At 37.1% G+C, this 16431-nt stretch carries 17 protein-coding genes; 13 read left to right on the top strand and 4 right to left on the bottom strand.

The genetic code is table 11. The features are described 5' to 3' along the window. Positions 1-28 precede the first annotated feature (28 nt). A complete protein-coding gene (locus HV560_RS08935; protein ID WP_176812684.1) occupies positions 29-403 on the bottom strand; it encodes a copper resistance protein NlpE in 375 nt (124 codons plus the stop codon). Between the two features lie 14 nt (positions 404-417). Further along, positions 418-720, bottom strand: a complete 303-nt coding sequence (locus HV560_RS08930; RefSeq protein ID WP_176808735.1) for a DciA family protein — start codon at positions 718-720, stop codon at positions 418-420. A gap of 104 nt (positions 721-824) precedes the next feature. Between HV560_RS08930 and secM the strand changes: the two genes are divergently transcribed. From secM to mutT, 3 genes are all read left to right on the top strand, one after another. After that, positions 825-1145 carry a secA translation cis-regulator SecM gene (secM, locus tag HV560_RS08925; RefSeq protein WP_176812683.1) on the top strand — a complete coding sequence of 107 codons (321 nt, stop codon included), beginning with the start codon at positions 825-827 and terminating at the stop codon, positions 1143-1145. Positions 1146-1194: 49 nt separating this feature from the next. Continuing rightward, the gene (gene secA, locus HV560_RS08920) at positions 1195-3909 is read left to right on the top strand and encodes a preprotein translocase subunit SecA (RefSeq protein WP_176812682.1); all 2715 of its coding nucleotides are present in this window, start codon (positions 1195-1197) and stop codon (positions 3907-3909) included. 86 nt (positions 3910-3995) lie between these two features. Further along, positions 3996-4406, top strand: coding sequence for an 8-oxo-dGTP diphosphatase MutT (gene mutT / locus HV560_RS08915; protein ID WP_176810180.1), 411 nt, complete (start codon positions 3996-3998; stop codon positions 4404-4406). 86 nt (positions 4407-4492) lie between these two features. Here mutT and metE read toward each other — a convergent pair whose 3' ends face one another. Next, complete coding sequence (gene metE / locus HV560_RS08910; RefSeq protein WP_176812681.1) at positions 4493-6847, bottom strand: 5-methyltetrahydropteroyltriglutamate--homocysteine S-methyltransferase; 2355 nt, start codon at positions 6845-6847, stop codon at positions 4493-4495. Between the two features lie 280 nt (positions 6848-7127). Here metE and HV560_RS08905 point away from each other — a divergent pair, with 280 nt between their 5' ends. Together HV560_RS08905 and groL are read left to right on the top strand one after the other, a co-directional pair. Then, the gene (locus tag HV560_RS08905) at positions 7128-7418 is read left to right on the top strand and encodes a co-chaperone GroES (protein ID WP_176808730.1); all 291 of its coding nucleotides are present in this window, start codon (positions 7128-7130) and stop codon (positions 7416-7418) included. Between the two features lie 69 nt (positions 7419-7487). Further along, positions 7488-9128 carry a chaperonin GroEL gene (groL, locus tag HV560_RS08900; protein WP_176812680.1) on the top strand — a complete coding sequence of 547 codons (1641 nt, stop codon included), beginning with the start codon at positions 7488-7490 and terminating at the stop codon, positions 9126-9128. A gap of 329 nt (positions 9129-9457) precedes the next feature. Here the strand turns inward: groL and HV560_RS08895 are convergent, their stop codons facing one another. Further along, the gene (locus HV560_RS08895) at positions 9458-9784 is read right to left on the bottom strand and encodes a DUF5339 domain-containing protein (protein ID WP_176810178.1); all 327 of its coding nucleotides are present in this window, start codon (positions 9782-9784) and stop codon (positions 9458-9460) included. Between the two features lie 411 nt (positions 9785-10195). On the opposite strand from HV560_RS08895, the gene HV560_RS08890 reads away from it, so the two are divergent. The 8 genes from HV560_RS08890 (at position 10196) to tolA (ending at position 16419) form a co-directional block, all read left to right on the top strand. Next, on the top strand, positions 10196-11746 hold the full coding sequence (locus HV560_RS08890; protein WP_176810177.1) for a cytochrome ubiquinol oxidase subunit I: 1551 nt from the start codon (positions 10196-10198) through the stop codon (positions 11744-11746). Between the two features lie 12 nt (positions 11747-11758). Beyond that, the gene (gene cydB, locus HV560_RS08885) at positions 11759-12892 is read left to right on the top strand and encodes a cytochrome d ubiquinol oxidase subunit II (RefSeq protein WP_176812679.1); all 1134 of its coding nucleotides are present in this window, start codon (positions 11759-11761) and stop codon (positions 12890-12892) included. A 14-nt stretch (positions 12893-12906) separates the two neighbouring features. Then, positions 12907-13005, top strand: coding sequence for a CydX/CbdX family cytochrome bd oxidase small subunit (locus HV560_RS08880; protein WP_176808726.1), 99 nt, complete (start codon positions 12907-12909; stop codon positions 13003-13005). Continuing rightward, positions 13005-13292, top strand: coding sequence for a cyd operon protein YbgE (ybgE, locus tag HV560_RS08875; RefSeq protein WP_176808725.1), 288 nt, complete (start codon positions 13005-13007; stop codon positions 13290-13292). Before HV560_RS08880 ends, ybgE begins: the two co-directional genes overlap by 1 nt. A 159-nt stretch (positions 13293-13451) precedes the next feature. Continuing rightward, positions 13452-13853 (top strand): tol-pal system-associated acyl-CoA thioesterase, encoded by a 402-nt coding sequence (gene ybgC / locus HV560_RS08870; protein WP_159630558.1) that lies wholly within the window; start codon positions 13452-13454, stop codon positions 13851-13853. 24 nt (positions 13854-13877) lie between these two features. Continuing rightward, positions 13878-14558: a protein TolQ gene (gene tolQ / locus HV560_RS08865; protein ID WP_176808724.1), complete on the top strand. Its 681-nt coding sequence runs from the start codon at positions 13878-13880 to the stop codon at positions 14556-14558. Positions 14559-14699: 141 nt separating this feature from the next. Next, positions 14700-15140, top strand: coding sequence for a colicin uptake protein TolR (gene tolR, locus HV560_RS08860; RefSeq protein WP_176810175.1), 441 nt, complete (start codon positions 14700-14702; stop codon positions 15138-15140). Positions 15141-15156: 16 nt separating this feature from the next. Next, complete coding sequence (tolA, locus tag HV560_RS08855; RefSeq protein ID WP_176812678.1) at positions 15157-16419, top strand: cell envelope integrity protein TolA; 1263 nt, start codon at positions 15157-15159, stop codon at positions 16417-16419. The last annotated feature ends 12 nt before the right edge of the window (positions 16420-16431 follow it).

The raw sequence follows: 16431 nt of genomic DNA, 5'->3' as shown, positions 1-16431 counted from the left end.
TTAAGAATCTCTTTATTATTAGAATGCGTTAACGGATCTTGTTCAATTTATAATTGTTTGTATTTTTTACCGTATTACCGTTTGGATCGCAAAGCTCTACATACCTATCTGATATTTGGAATGCTAGACTACCAGAGGTTTGTTCTAAACGGATAACATTTGATTTGTTTGGTTCCCAGATGTATGTGCCTTTATCACGATAAACATATTCTTTTTTGTTTTTGAAATAGATGGTGTCGTATTGATAAGTTCTATCAGCATTTAAGGTGAGCTGCGCTTGGATTTTCTCGCAGTCGGCACAAGGAAATTCGCCCGCATAGGTGCCCATTACACTTTTTTGTGGTAATGATGAACATCCAGCTAATATCGTCGTAATAAACCCAATTAATGCGATTTTTTTCATATCATTTTCCTTAATTATCTAACGCTTGGATTCACTCTAAATTCAAGCAGGGTTATTTCAGGTAAGTCATTTTGTATTTGTGCTAACAGGGCGGTTTGTTGTAACAATAAACCTTGTCTTACAGTGGCACTTTGTACATTAATAATGAGCTGATTATCAACTAAATTTGCCACACGGTAAAGCCCACGATAGGATTCTGGCAATATTTTCCGAATTTTTTGATTTAACTCATTAATAAAATTGGCTTTTTCGACAATTTTACTTAATGTCGAGTGCTGTAAAATGTCATTAATCTTTTTGGGTGCTGAATTTTTCATCTATTTATTCACTTTATCTAAATTTTTATACTTGATTTTAGGTTACTTGACCCAATTTTTTAAATTTAGCGTATAATTACCAAAATTTACTTAACTTGAACTTAATGAGCTTATTTTTTAAACACTTTCATAAAACACCTTTTTGGTCGCAACTTTTTTTTGGAATGGTTGCGATGCTTGCTTTACCTGAAGTTCAAGTGATCAACGATAATGAAAGTGAACAAGAAGCTGTCATCAATCAATCTTTTCTTCAGTACGTTCAATTCACAAATGAGGTAGAGCAACAATCGCTTTTTGTTGCACAATTGAACCATAACATAGTGGAAATTAAACCACAAGCGGTGCATTTTTGCGAATTTTTTACTAAATCCTACCGCTTGGAACAGAAAAATATTTACCCAATCCGAGCAGGTCCTTACGCCTAACTATAACGTTTAAAATCAAACAATTAACATTTATATTTAGGAAAATACAATGATTTCAAAATTACTTACCTCTATTTTTGGCTCAAGCAATGACCGTGCGTTAAAACGTTTAAGAAAACGTGTGGCACAAATTAATAAACTGGAGCCAGTATTTGAACAATTATCAGATGAAGAATTAAAAGCAAAAACGGCTGAATTTAGACTCCGTTTAGCAGACGGTGCCACCTTAGAAAGTGTATTGCCTGAAGCATTTGCAACAGTTCGCGAAGCAAGTAAACGTGTGTTAGGTATGCGTCCGTTTGATGTACAGCTCATTGGTGGTATGACTTTAACAGGGCGTAATATTGCCGAAATGCGTACTGGTGAAGGGAAAACGTTAACGGCAACTTTCCCTTGCTATTTGAATGCTTTAACAGGTAAAGGGGTTCACGTTGTAACTGTGAATGATTACCTTGCCCGCCGTGATGCGGAAACTAACCGTCCATTATTTGAATTTTTAGGCTTAACCGTTGGTGTGAATATTCCAGGTTTAGCACCAGAAGTCAAACGTGCCGCATACCAAGCAGATATTACTTATTCTACCAACAGCGAATTAGGCTTTGATTACTTGCGTGATAACTTGGCTCACGACAAAAATGAGCGTTTTCAACGTGAATTACACTACGCCTTAGTGGATGAAGTAGACTCTATCTTAATTGATGAAGCCCGTACGCCATTAATTATTTCGGGCCCTGCAGAAGATGCAACACAAATTTATCAAGCCGTAGATCAAATTATTCCACATTTGATTGCACAAGATAAAGAAGATACCGAAGAATACACCGGCGAGGGAGATTTCACTTTAGATCTCAAAAATAAACAGGCTCACTTAACCGAGCGAGGTATGGTAAAAGTGGAAGCTTTCTTGACTGAAATGGGGTTAATGGAAGAGGGAGAGAGTTTATATCATCCAGCTCGTATTTCACTTTTACATCACGTCAGTGCAGCATTACGTGCACATAAATTATTTGAACGTAATGTGGACTACATCGTAAAAGATGGCGAAATTGTAATTATTGACGAGCATACTGGCCGTACAATGGCAGGTCGTCGCTGGTCTGACGGTTTACATCAAGCGATTGAAGCTAAAGAGCGTGTGAATATTCAAGGCGAAAATCAAACTGTGGCTTCGATTACCTATCAAAATTATTTCCGCTTATACGAAAAATTAGCGGGTATGACAGGTACCGCAGATACTGAAGCTTTTGAGTTCCAGCAAATTTATGGCTTAAATACGGTTGTCATACCAACTAATAAACCGATTATTCGTGTTGATCATACCGATTTAATGTACAAAAGCGAAGTAGAAAAATTTGCTGCAATTATTACGGAAATTAAAGATTGTATGGAGCGCCAGCAACCTGTGTTAGTTGGTACAGCCTCGGTAGAAAAATCAGAATTGTTATCCGCAGAATTAACCAAAGTGGGTATTCCACACAATGTATTAAATGCAAAATTTCATGCTCAAGAGGCTGAAATTGTTGCAAGAGCGGGTATGCCTGGTGCTGTAACTATTGCAACTAATATGGCAGGTCGTGGTACAGACATCGTGCTTGGTGGTAACTGGAGAATGGAAATTGCCAAACTTGAAAACCCCACTCAAGAGCAAATTGATGAAATTAAAGCTGCGTGGCAGGAACGCTATAATATCGTAATGCAAGCAGGTGGTTTACATATTATAGGAACAGAACGCCACGAATCTCGCCGTATTGATAACCAGTTACGTGGACGCTCTGGTCGTCAAGGTGATCCTGGTTCATCTCGCTTCTATTTATCGTTAGATGATGCGTTAATGCGAATTTATCTCAATGAAGGTAAGTTAAATATGATGCGTAAAGCCTTTACTCAAGAAGGTGAAGCGATGGAATCCAAACTTTTGACTAAAGTAATTGCATCGGCACAAGCAAAAGTAGAGGCCTATAACTTTGATGGTCGTAAAAACCTTCTACAATATGATGATGTAGCAAATGAACAACGTAAAGTTATTTACGAGCAACGTAATCATTTATTAGATACAGATGACATTTCGCCAATGATCGAAGCGATTCGCCAAGATGTATTTGAGACGACTATCAGCGAATATATTCCACCGCAATCTATTGAGGAAATGTGGGACATTGCAGGTTTAGAAGAGCGTTTACGCCGTGAGTTTAGTCTAGATTTACCGATTTCTCACTGGCTAGAAACCGAAAAAGATCTATATGAAGAAACCTTGCGTGAGCGTATTCTCAATATTGCTATTGAAGAGTATAAAGCCAAAGAAGAAAAAGTGAGTGCAGAAGTAATGCGTAACTTTGAAAAAGGTGTAATGTTACAAAACCTAGATGAGTTATGGAAAGATCATTTATCTTCAATGGACTACTTACGCAAGGGGATTCATCTACGCGGTTACGCCCAAAAAGATCCGAAGCAAGAGTACAAAAAAGAGTCTTTTGCAATGTTTACCAATATGCTCAATACCTTGAAATTCAATGTGATCAGCATTCTAAGTCGTATTCAAGTACGTAGCCAAGAAGAGATGGAAGAAGCCCAACGCTTGCAAGCAGAAACGGAAGCAAAAGCTAGCGAGCAAATGCAAACTAATGAGCCAGAACAGCAAGCGGATCTTGAAAGTTTAAGCGATGAAGAGTTAGCCAACTTAAATATTGGTCGTAACGACTCTTGTCCTTGTGGTTCAGGCAAAAAATATAAACATTGCCACGGCAACAAAGCGAAATACGCATAATGATACAAGCGGTTATTTTTAGATAGAAATTTGCAAATTATCGTCTAAATTTAACCGCTTGAATTGGAGAAGAGTAAAGGAAACTTATGTCAAAACCAATTATTCAAGTCTCAGCTGGAATTATCCGTAACGAATTTGGACAAATTTATTTAACTCAACGCTTAGAAGGGCAGGATTTTGCTCAATCGCTAGAATTTCCAGGTGGAAAAGTTGATGCTGGTGAAACCCCCGAAGAAGCACTAAAGCGTGAGTTGGAGGAGGAAATTGGCATTCAAGTGCTAAGTGCTTTTCCTTATGAAAATTTTAGCTTTGAGTACCCAAACAAGATTATTGAATTTTTCTTCTACTTAGTGGAAGAATGGATAAATAAACCTTTTGGACGAGAGGGGCAAGAGGGCTTTTGGGTTGCTCAATCTGATTTAGACGAGGGAGCTTTTCCACCAGCAAATAAAGAGCTGATTAAACGTTTAAAAGCAGAAACGGAAAATACAGCGTAGAAATGGGTAGGAGATTTTTTGGCTAAAGCAATTTAGAATGAAAAAACCAAAATAGAGGTGAACAATTTGTTCGCCTCTATTTTGGTTTAAGCTTTTAGTTCTACTCTTAATTTTTTAGTGACTTTCATCATCACTTCAAGTTGTTCTAAGGTCTCTTTCCAGCCACGGGTTTTTAAACCGCAGTCTGGATTTACCCAAAGGCGTTCTTTAGGTACAACTTTTAACGCTTTTTGCAATAAATGTGCAATTTCCTCTTCGGTAGGTACTCGTGGCGAGTGAATATCATACACGCCTGGTCCGATGTCATTCGGGTAGTGGAAATCAATAAAAGCATTTAAGAGTTCCATATCTGAACGTGAAGTTTCAATTGTGATCACATCCGCATCAAGTGCGGCAATTGCGGGTAGAATATCATTAAATTCTGAATAACACATATGAGTATGAATTTGTGTATCATCTTGCACTCCCATTGAGCTTAAACGGAATGATTCGCCTGCCCATTGCAAATAATTTCCCCAATCTGACCGCTTGAGTGGCAAGCCTTCGCGAATAGCGGGTTCATCAATTTGAATGACTTTGATACCTGCTCTCTCTAAATCCAATACTTCGTCTGAAAGTGCTACACCAATTTGTTTACATACGGTTGAACGTGGAATATCGTTACGTACGAATGACCATTGTAAAATAGTAACTGGACCAGTAAGCATACCTTTCATTACTTTGCTGGTAAGGCTTTGGGCATATTGCGACCAGCGTACAGTCATTGGTCTGGGGCGGGTTACATCGCCATAAATTACTGGTGGTTTTACGCAACGAGAGCCATAACTTTGCACCCATCCGAATTTGGTAAAGGCAAAACCGTCTAATAATTCTCCGAAGTATTCTACCATATCGTTACGTTCTGCCTCACCGTGTACTAATACATCTAAATCAAGTTTTTCTTGTTCACGCACTACAAGCTCAATCTCTTTTTTCATTGCATTTTCGTAATCTTCTAAACTTAATGCCCCTTTTTTGAATGCAGCACGAGCTTGGCGGATTTCATTGGTTTGTGGGAACGAGCCAATAGTGGTCGTCGGCAATAATGGTAAATTTAACCACGCATTTTGTTTTACAATACGTTCTGCAAATGGTGATTGACGCTGGTCTGCATTTGCAGGTAGGTTAGCCAAACGTTCGGTTACTTCAGCTTTATGAATAACCTTACTGTTAGCACGAGATTCCGCCGCTTTATTACTTTCTTCTAACTGAGCATTCACGCTTGCTCTACAATTGGTTAATGCTTGTTTAAGAATATTGAGTTCTTCCACTTTTTGGCGTGTGAACGCCAGCCAGCTATATAAATCAGGTTTGTTCTCTTTTAGCTGGGTTTCAATATTTAAATCAAAAGGTGTGTGGAGCAGTGAACAACTTGGCGCAATCCACAAGCGTTCGCCTAATTTTTCTTTAAGTGGTTCGAGAACATCTAAAATTTGAGTCAAGTTAGCTCGCCAGATATTACGCCCTTCAATCACGCCTGCTGAAAGTACTTTGTGATAATCTGTAAAGGAAGCTAGTTGTTCTGATGACCGTACTAAATCTAAATGTAAGCCATCAACAGGTAGTGCTTTTAACAAGGGGGCATGCTCAGCAACGGAGCCAAAATAAGTAGCAAGTAAGATTTTTGCATTGATTGACGATAATTTGCTATAAACTGTTTCAAATGCAGCTAACCATTCAGGGGCTAAATCTAAGGCTAAGATCGGTTCATCAATTTGAACCCACTCTACGCCTTCTGCAGAGATAGCGGTTAAAATCTCTTGGTAAACGGGTAATAATTGAGGTAATAAATCCAAGCGAGTGTTCGTCGATTTTTGTGAAATAGCTTGGATAGCTAATTTTGCAGTAGTCGCTTTGTCGTTAGCTTTTTCAGCAGATGAGATTGCCCAATTTCCTTTTTCTTTCCCTAAAAATAAGAAAGTGAGAGGCCCTACAATCACTGGTTTTACGGTATGGCCAGCTGCTTTAGCTTCACGAATTTGGTTGACGTAGTGCGTTGCATTTGCTTTAAATTCAGTATTTGGATGAAACTCGGGTACTAAATAATGGTAGTTGGTATCAAACCATTTTGTCATTTCAATCGCAAATTGATCTTTATTACCACGGGCAAGTTGGAAATATTGATCTAGCGTTAAATTTTGGCTATCAAAACCAAAACGAGCGGGAATAGCACCTGTAGCTACTTGCAGATCTAAAATATGATCATAGAAGGTAAAATCACCGACTGATACGAAATCAGCATTTGCCTGTGATTGATATTGCCAATTTTTCTCACGTAGCGTTTTTGCTAGATCTAGTAATTCTTGTTCGGTGATTTCTTTACGCCAGTAGCGTTCTTCTGCGAATTTTAATTCACGTTTCGCTCCAACACGTGGAAAACCTAAAATATGTGATGTTGTCATAGAAAATCCCTCATTTTGTAAAATATTAGTCAATCAAACAGAGATTAAAAGTCTCTTATCTATAGAATGAAATAAACGTTATTATTAATCAATATCATAATTTTCAATCTTATTATGAATAAAATTAATGTTTATTGGGGGTATTAACAAATATGAGGTTTGCAAAATTTTTTATAAATTTTACCGCTTGCTCTTGAAAGTCTAAAATCTGCCTTTATATTGTTATGCGTTACGCTTTTTGCGTGGATTATCAATCATTAATTTATAAGAGGAACAGAATATGGCACTTCGTCCATTACACGATAAAGTTATTTTAAAACGTGAAGAAGTTGAAACAAAATCAGCAGGTGGCATTGTTTTAACAGGTTCGGCAGCAACAAAATCAACCCGTGGTAAAGTGATTGCAGTAGGTTCAGGACGTGTTTTAGATAATGGTTCTGTTCAACCTTTAGCGGTTAAAGTGGGCGATTTGGTCATTTTTAATGAAGGTTACGGTGTAAAAGCAGAAAAAATTGATGGCGAAGAAGTGTTAATTCTTGCCGAACACGATATTTTAGCTATCGTAGAGTAATGTTTTCCGCAACAAGCGGTCGGATTAGTCAAATTTTTTACAAGTTAAAAAGCAAAAAGGATGTATAAAATGGCAGCAAAAGACGTTAAATTTGGTAATGATTCACGCGTAAAAATGTTAAAAGGTGTGAATATTTTAGCTGATGCAGTAAAAGTAACTTTAGGTCCAAAAGGGCGTAATGTAGTTTTAGATCGTGCTTATGGTGCACCAACTATCACTAAAGATGGGGTTTCGGTTGCTCGTGAAATCGAATTAGAAGATAAATTTGAAAATATGGGCGCACAAATGGTGAAAGAGGTTGCCTCTAAAGCCAATGATGCAGCGGGTGACGGTACAACCACCGCAACCGTACTTGCTCAGGCTATCGTAAACGAAGGTTTAAAAGCGGTTGCAGCAGGTATGAATCCAATGGATTTAAAACGCGGCATCGATAAAGCAGTTGCTGCAGTAGTTGATGAGTTAAAAGCAATTTCAAAACCGTGTGAAACCTCAAAAGAGATCGAACAAGTCGGTACAATTTCTGCCAACTCAGATTCAACCGTAGGTCAGCTAATTGCTCAAGCAATGGAAAAAGTAGGCAAAGAAGGCGTGATTACTGTTGAAGACGGTACTGGTTTAGAAGATGCGTTAGATGTAGTTGAAGGTATGCAGTTTGACCGTGGTTATTTATCGCCATATTTCATTAATAAGCCAGAATCTGGAACGGTTGAATTAGAAAATCCATACATTCTTTTAGTGGATAAAAAGGTCTCTAATATTCGTGAATTACTTCCTGTGTTAGAGGGGGTAGCGAAGGCTGGTAAGCCATTATTAATTATAGCAGAAGATATTGAAGGCGAAGCATTAGCAACTTTAGTAGTAAACACAATGCGTGGTATCGTGAAAGTCGCTGCGGTAAAAGCCCCAGGCTTTGGCGATCGTCGTAAAGCGATGTTACAAGATATTGCGATCTTAACTGCGGGTACGGTTATTTCTGAAGAAATTGGTATGGAGCTTGAAAAAGCAACGCTTGAAGAGCTTGGTCAAGCAAAACGTGTGGTTATCACAAAAGATAACACGACTATTATTGATGGTATTGGCGACGAGGCACAAATTAAAGGTCGTGTGGCTCAAATTCGTCAGCAAATTGAAGATTCAACTTCAGATTACGATAAAGAAAAACTGCAAGAGCGTGTAGCTAAACTTGCTGGAGGTGTGGCAGTAATTAAAGTGGGTGCAGCCACCGAAGTAGCAATGAAAGAGAAAAAAGATCGTGTTGATGATGCACTTCACGCAACTCGTGCTGCAGTTGAAGAAGGTATCGTACCAGGAGGCGGCGTAGCATTAGTGCGTGCTGCAACCAAAGTAGCGTCAACTTTAAAAGGCGATAACGAAGAACAAAATGTGGGGATTAAACTTGCATTGCGTGCAATGGAAGCGCCATTACGCCAAATTGTAGCGAATGCTGGTGAAGAGTCCTCAGTGGTTGCTCGTAACGTGAAAGAAGGCTCTGGCAATTACGGCTATAACGCAGGGACAGAAGAGTACGGCGATATGCTTGAAATGGGGATTTTAGATCCAACTAAAGTTACCCGTTCGGCACTTCAATTCGCAGCTTCTATAGCAGGTTTGATGATTACAACAGAATGTATGATCACAGATTTACCTAAAGAAGAAAAATTAGATCCAGCTGCAATGGGCGGTATGGGTGGAATGGGCGGTATGATGTAATCTGATCCCCAAAAGTTAGACTCTTATTTAAAGGACTGATGTTGATATTGTATCGGCTCAGTCCTTTTAGTTTTAGTTGAATACCTTGGGCTAATGTAATATTAGATTTACATTTTTTGGAAGCTTTGCGACCGCTTGTAATAAGATTTTAGTCATAAAAAAATCTGCACCTTAATAGTTGAACGATTAGTCTAACTTTTGGGGGGCAGATCAGAAATTCTATTTTATTTATTATATGTGGATTATTTGAGTTAGTAAGAATATAGACTTTTTACAAGCGGTGATTTTCTTATAAAAATTTGTAAAAAATAAGGTTTAGATTAGCTTTATTATTGATGTTTTTGTCTTAGGTTATTTAATACGGTTAAACCTTTTTCACAACTTTTTTGCTGTAGAGCCGTATCCATTTTTAGGATTTGTTGCTTTGTTGAAGAGAGCTTATTTTTCATTTTAGCGAGTTGAGTATGAGTACCGGGTTGTTTTTCTGCATCAGAAACTAATTTATTTGCAGTATTAAACATTTTCTCACATTCTGTAGGGAGGGTTTTACTTAAAGTAGGTTTTGCAACGGAGAGTGATGAGGTCTTAACACTTGCCAGAGCTGCTGTTGAAGCAATAATCGTAAAAAGTGTAATTCCTAAAATTCTGCCAAGCATAGGTTTCTCCAAACATTTAAGTGTTATTAAATTCAATCTTTTACTGATAAAAGCGAGCAGATACTAGCAGAAGTTTAAGTGAAAGTCATCTACAAATTTGATCTTTATTTGATAAAAGATCTACTTATCTTTATATTTATTAAAATAGTAAATTATTTGTTATAAGTTTGTAAATATAACTAAGTTATTCGATTGGTTATATAGGTTGTATTAATAAATAAACCAATTTTGTGAAGAATATAACAAAATTACTATTTTTTAATTAGCTATTTACAGGTAGAATATTCACCAGCACTTTATTATAAATGTAACCAATTTGGGTTGTTATTAAAATTAAGTGAAAATTTGTGGGGGATTACTTTTGGGTAATCTATTTGTCAAATTATTATATTAATAAATAAGAGGTTTGAGATGTTAGACGTAGTTGAACTCTCACGTTTGCAGTTTGCTTTAACTGCACTCTATCACTTCTTATTCGTACCGCTTACTTTAGGTCTTTCTTTCGTACTTGTTGTGATGGAAACGCTTTATGTAACTACGGGTAAAGAAGTATATAAAGATATGACTAAATTCTGGGGTAAGTTATTTGGTATTAACTTTGCTCTAGGTGTAACAACTGGTATTACAATGGAATTCCAGTTTGGTATGAACTGGTCATATTATTCTCATTATGTAGGTGATATTTTTGGTGCTCCATTAGCAATTGAAGGTTTAATGGCGTTCTTTTTAGAATCTACATTTGTGGGATTGTTCTTTTTTGGTTGGGAACGTTTATCAAAAGCTAAACACTTATTAACGACTTACTGTGTTGCATTTGGTTCTAACTTATCTGCATTATGGATTTTAGTTGCAAATGGCTGGATGCAAAACCCAGTTGCTTCAGAGTTTAATTTTGAAACTATGCGTATGGAGCTTTCAAGCTTCTCTGAATTGTTATTAAACCCAGTTACACAATCTAAATTTTTACACACTGTAACAGCAGGTTATGTTTGTGGTTCTATTTTCGTATTAGGTATTAGTGCATACTATATCTTAAAAGGTCGTGATTTAGGATTTGCTAAACGTTCATTCTCTGTAGCTGCAAGCTTTGGTTTATTTGCTATTATTGCAGTTATTATTGCTGGTGATGAGTCTGGTTATGAAATAGGTAAAGCTCAGCCAACTAAATTAGCAGCAATGGAAGGTGAATTTGAAACTCATCCAGCACCAGCAGCTTGGAATGCTGTCGTGATTCCAAATACAGCAGAAATGAAAAATGAAGTGTCAATATCTATTCCATATGCTGCAGGTATTATTGCAACACGCTCTTTAGATACTGAAATTACAGGGTTAAAAGATATTCGCATAATTAACGAACAACGTGTTCGTAACGGCATTGTAGCTTATGGTTTATTAGAAAAATTACGTTCTGGTAACTACACAGAAGCTGATAAAGAAGCGTTTAAAGCAGCACAAAAAGATTTAGGCTTTGGTTTATTGTTAAAACAATATACAGATAATATTATTGATGCAACAGAAGAGCAAATTAAGCAAGCAGCAGATAAAACGATTCCAAATGTAGGTCCTACATTCTGGGCATTCCGTGTGATGATGCTTGCGGGTGGGATTATGTTATTGTTAATCATCTCTGCATTTGTTCAAAATATGCGTGGTAGAGTTGGACAAAGCCGTTTCCTATTAAGAGCCTTATTATGTGGTATTCCATTACCATGGATTGCAATTGAATCTGGCTGGTTCTTAGCTGAATACGGTCGCCAACCTTGGGCTGTATATGAAATGTTACCCGTTGGTGTGGCAAACTCAGCATTAACAACGGGCGATTTATGGTTTACTATCGGTTTGTTATGTGGTTTGTATACGCTGTTTTTAATTATAGAAATGTACTTAATGTTCAAATACGGACGACTTGGACCAAGTTCATTAAAAACAGGTCGTTATTACTTCGAACAATCAGCTAAATAATAGGAGTTAAAAATGCTCGATTATGAATTTCTCCGCTTTATTTGGTGGATTTTAATCATAGTATTATTAATTGGTTTCGCCATTACTGATGGCTTTACTATGGGCGTATTAAACCTTTTACCTGTGATTGGTAAGAGTAATATTGAACGCCGTATTATGATCAATACAGTTGCTCCTCACTGGGACGGTAACCAAGTATGGTTATTAACCGCAGGTGGTGCGTTATTTGCAGCGTGGCCAACAGTATATGCAACCTCGTTCTCAGGTTTCTATATTGCAATGGTTCTAGTATTAGCAGCGTTATTCTTCCGCCCTGTTGGTTTTGAGTATCGTGCCAAAATTGATAGTCCAAAATGGCGTAATGCTTGGGACTGGGGGTTATTAATCGGTGGATTTGTACCATCATTAGTATTTGGTGTTGCATTTGGTAACTTATTACAAGGTGTACCATTTGAATTTAACAGCATTAACCAATCACAATACACGGGTACGTTCTTTGGTTTATTAAATCCATTTGCATTATTATGTGGTGTGATTAGTTTAATGATGCTAACAACACAGGGTGCAACTTGGTTACAAATGAAAACTACAGATGAACTTCATAACAATGCAAGAAAAGTAGCACAGGTTACCGCGGCTGTTGTGTTAGTTGCGTTTGTACTTGCTGGTGTGGGGTTATATTTCAAAGATGGTTTTGTTGTAACAAGTCAGTTAGATCATAACGCTCAATCTATCTTTACTAATAAAACGGTAGCCGTTGAGGCAGGTGCGTGGTTTAGAAACTATGCAATAATGCCAGTATTATGGATCATTCCCGCATTAGCAGTGATTGGTGCATTACTTACTATTGTGGCATCAAGAGCGAATCGTTCTGGTTTTGCATTCTTCTCATCATCAATTATGCTTGTTGGGGTAATTACAACGGCGGCAGTTTCAATGTTCCCATTTGTAATGCCATCAATTACTCACCCTAATATGAGCTTAACAATGTGGGATGCAACAGCAAGCCAAACAACATTAACCGTAATGTTAGTGGTAGCATGTATCTTTGTACCAACAGTATTAGGCTATACTATTTGGTCATACATTAAAATGTATGGTCGCTTAGATGCGAGTTACTTAGAACAAAATAAATCAGCTTACTAATAGGAGAGTACATTATGTTTTATGTAACTTGGGTGTTAGGTGTAATGCTTGCAATTTTATTTGCAACAGTCATTACCATTAGTATTGAAAAAACAGGTAAGTTTGACGAGTAATGATTAATACTCTTTATAACTTAACAGCAAAGGGCTTGTTAAAAGCCCTTTCATTTATTTTAGCTACCCTATTATGTGCAATTATTTTGCTAAATTCGACCGCTTTCGCTCTTATTTTTGGCGGAAAAACACCGTATTTAGTTATTCTTGTTTTTTATGGTATGGCGATTTTATGGATACACGGGGTTGGATTTGAAATTCGTTCAACGATTTGGAAAGCAATTTTTTTACCCGTAATAGGGTACCTTATTGTCATTCCATCTTTATGTATTTTATTGATTAAATAGAGGCATTTTTATGCCTCTATTGTTTTTGATAGGTAAAAATATTTTTACGATTAAACACAAAATATACTTGCACAACGATTTGTCTATCTCTACAATAGCACTCAATTTTCCGCCTAAATTTTGGGCGTTTTTTCATTTTGAAAGAAGAGAAATGGCGTTATGGATTTTATGATTCGAGTTTATTACGAAGATACCGATGCTGGAGGGGTAGTTTATCACGCTAACTATCTTAACTTTTTTGAAAGAGCTAGAACGGAATTTTTAAGACAATGCAATTTCTCACAGCAGGCACTTTTGGCTCAATCTCTCGCTTTTGTAGTTAAAAAAATTGAGATAGAGTATAAATTACCTGCTCGTTTAGATGATTTATTAAATGTAGAAACAACTATTTCAGAGTTTAAAAAAGCAACTATGGTGTTTAAGCAAACATTGTGGAAACAAAATGTTTGTTTAAGTGTGGCAACGGTTACTATTGCCAGTGTTGATCTCGTTAAAATGAAACCAGTTGCAATTCCTGATGATATTCATCAAGCATTACAAAAAATTAATTTTTCTATTTAAAAAAATATTCGGAGAGTTTTATTAATGCAAGCTGAATTTAGCCTTCTATCGTTATTTTTAGAAGCAAGTATAGTTGTAAAGATCGTAATGTTGATCCTGATTATATTTTCAATTTTATCTTGGGCGGTCATTATTCAACGCAGTAAGGTATTAACAAAAGCAAGAAAAGATTCGTTGTCGTTTGAAGATCGTTTTTGGTCTGGCGAAGATTTAAATCGTTTGCATCAAGGTTTAGAAAATCGTCGTGATGCTTTAACAGGCTCAGAACAAATTTTCTATGTTGGATTTAAAGAGTTTAACCGCTTACAGCAAGCAAATCCTGATGCACCAGAATCTATTATTCAAGGTTCTACTCGTGCAATGAACCTAGCTTTAAACCGTGAAATGGAAAGTCTAGAAAACTATATTCCATTTTTAGGTACAGTTGGTTCAATCAGCCCATATATCGGTTTATTTGGCACGGTATGGGGGATTATGCACTCATTTATGGGCTTAAGTGCAGTAAAACAAGCAACACTACAATCTGTTGCCCCAGGTATTGCAGAGGCATTAATTGCAACTGCGATTGGTTTGTTCGCTGCAATTCCAGCTGTTATGGCATATAACCGTTTAAATTTACGTTTAGGTAAAGTTGAGCAAGGTTATGTGAATTTTATTGACGAGTTTACAACTTTATTACACCGTCAAGCATTTTCGAAAAGATAAGCTACAAAGCTACAAGCGGTCATTTTTTTAATGAAATTTGCAAAATATTGCAAAAATTAGACCGCTTGTCAGTAATAATGTGTAGCTAAAATCTAGGTTACATAAAATTAATGATGGAATTTACATCTTAAAGAGGGAAATATGTCGGTTCGTCGTTTAAAACGTAATGACATTAAATCGGAAATTAATATCGTACCATTTCTAGATGTGCTGTTAGTGCTTTTACTCATTTTTATGGCAACAGCACCAATTATCAGCCAAAGCGTAGAAGTTAATTTACCTGAAGATACACATAGTCAATCTGTATCAAATGAAGATAAAACCCCTGTGATTTTAGAAGTAGCAGGTGTTGGTGCATATAAGTTAAAAATTGATGGTAACTATGTGCAAAACAACGGACAAGATAATATCTCTGAAACAGAAGTGATTGCCTATGCAGGGGAGCAATTCCAAAAAGACAATAAGACGTTATTTTTAGTTGCTGGTGATAAAGTAGTACCTTATGAGGAAATTATGAAAGGTATCACATTACTTAAAGATGCAGGGGTTAAATCAGTAGGTTTAATGACTGAAGGCAAATAATCAGCAGGGATAAAGTGTGAAATATCAACAAGATAGACTAGAGCTTGCAGTTATTATTTCGATCTTATTGCATATATTATTGATTGGATTATTATTGCTTGGGTCTCTTTTCACCAAAACAGAATTTGCTGCTGGTGGTAGTGGCGGTGATAGCGACAGCTTTGAGGCGGTAATGGTTGATACTGGGCAAGTAGCAGCTGAGTATGGGCAATTGATTGCACAGAAAAAAGGCTCAAAATCTGCAAAATCAACAGTAGAACCTAAGGAAGAACCGAGAGAAGAGGCTAAAGAAACTGTTGAAAAAGTTGAGGATGATCCAACGCCAGAAGAAATCAAGCAGCAAAATCAAGCTGAATTAGCTGTAATGCAAGAAATGGAGCGTCAGCAAAAATTACAAGAGCAACAGAGGCTTCAAGAGCAGGCTAAACAAGCAGAAATTAAAAAGCAACAAGCAGAAGAAGCTACGCGTAAAAAAGTAGCTGAAGCTGCTAAATTAAAAGCAGATGCTGAAGCCAAACGTTTAGAAGCTGCGGCAAAACAAGCTGAAGAAGAAAAAACAGCTCAAGAAGCTCTTGAGAAGAAGCTAGAGCAGCAAAAAAAAGCTCAGGCGGAAAAAGTGAAAGAGCAGAAAGAAAAGCAAGCTAAAGAGAAATTAGAAAAAGAAGCAAAGGAAAAAGCCGAGAAAGATAAAGCACAGGCAGAAATGGAAGCTAAGGAGAAAGCTGAGAAAGAGGCTAAAGCACAGGCGGAAAGAGAGACAAAGGAAAAGGCTGAAAAAGAAGCAAAGGCGAGAGCTGAAAAAGCAGCTAAAGCAAAAGCTGAAAAGGAGGCTAAAGAAAAAGCGGCAGCCCAAGCGAAAGAGACCCAAGCTAAGAATAATAAAGCCCTTGATGATTTCCTAAGTGGAGGAGATATTAGCGGTGGTTCAAGCAAAGGCGGTAATAAAAATTTATCGGGATCTCAAGGCTCTGGCGGCACAAGAGGTCTTGGTCAAGGGGCAAATGTGGATGGTAGTGCATACGGCCAGCGTATTAAGAAATTAATTCAATCTAAATATCGTGTTGATCCAAGCTTTGCAGGAAAACAGTGTGATGTTAGGGTATCTTTAAGTCGAGATGGCACAATCACTCATTATGACGTAGTAGGTGGCGATAAAGCAGTATGTGATGCAGCGGTAAGTGCAATTATGGCAACGAAAAAAGTGCCTCCAGCACCATCAGATGCAGTTTATAATATGTTTAAATCTCCAACTCTTGATTTTAGTTTAAAAGTTAAATAACTTTAGAGGGTT

It is taken from the genome of Mannheimia pernigra (genome assembly GCF_013377995.1).
In the GTDB taxonomy this organism is placed as follows: Bacteria; Pseudomonadota; Gammaproteobacteria; order Enterobacterales; family Pasteurellaceae; genus Mannheimia; species Mannheimia pernigra.
This window is presented reverse-complemented; position numbering and strand designations above follow the sequence as displayed.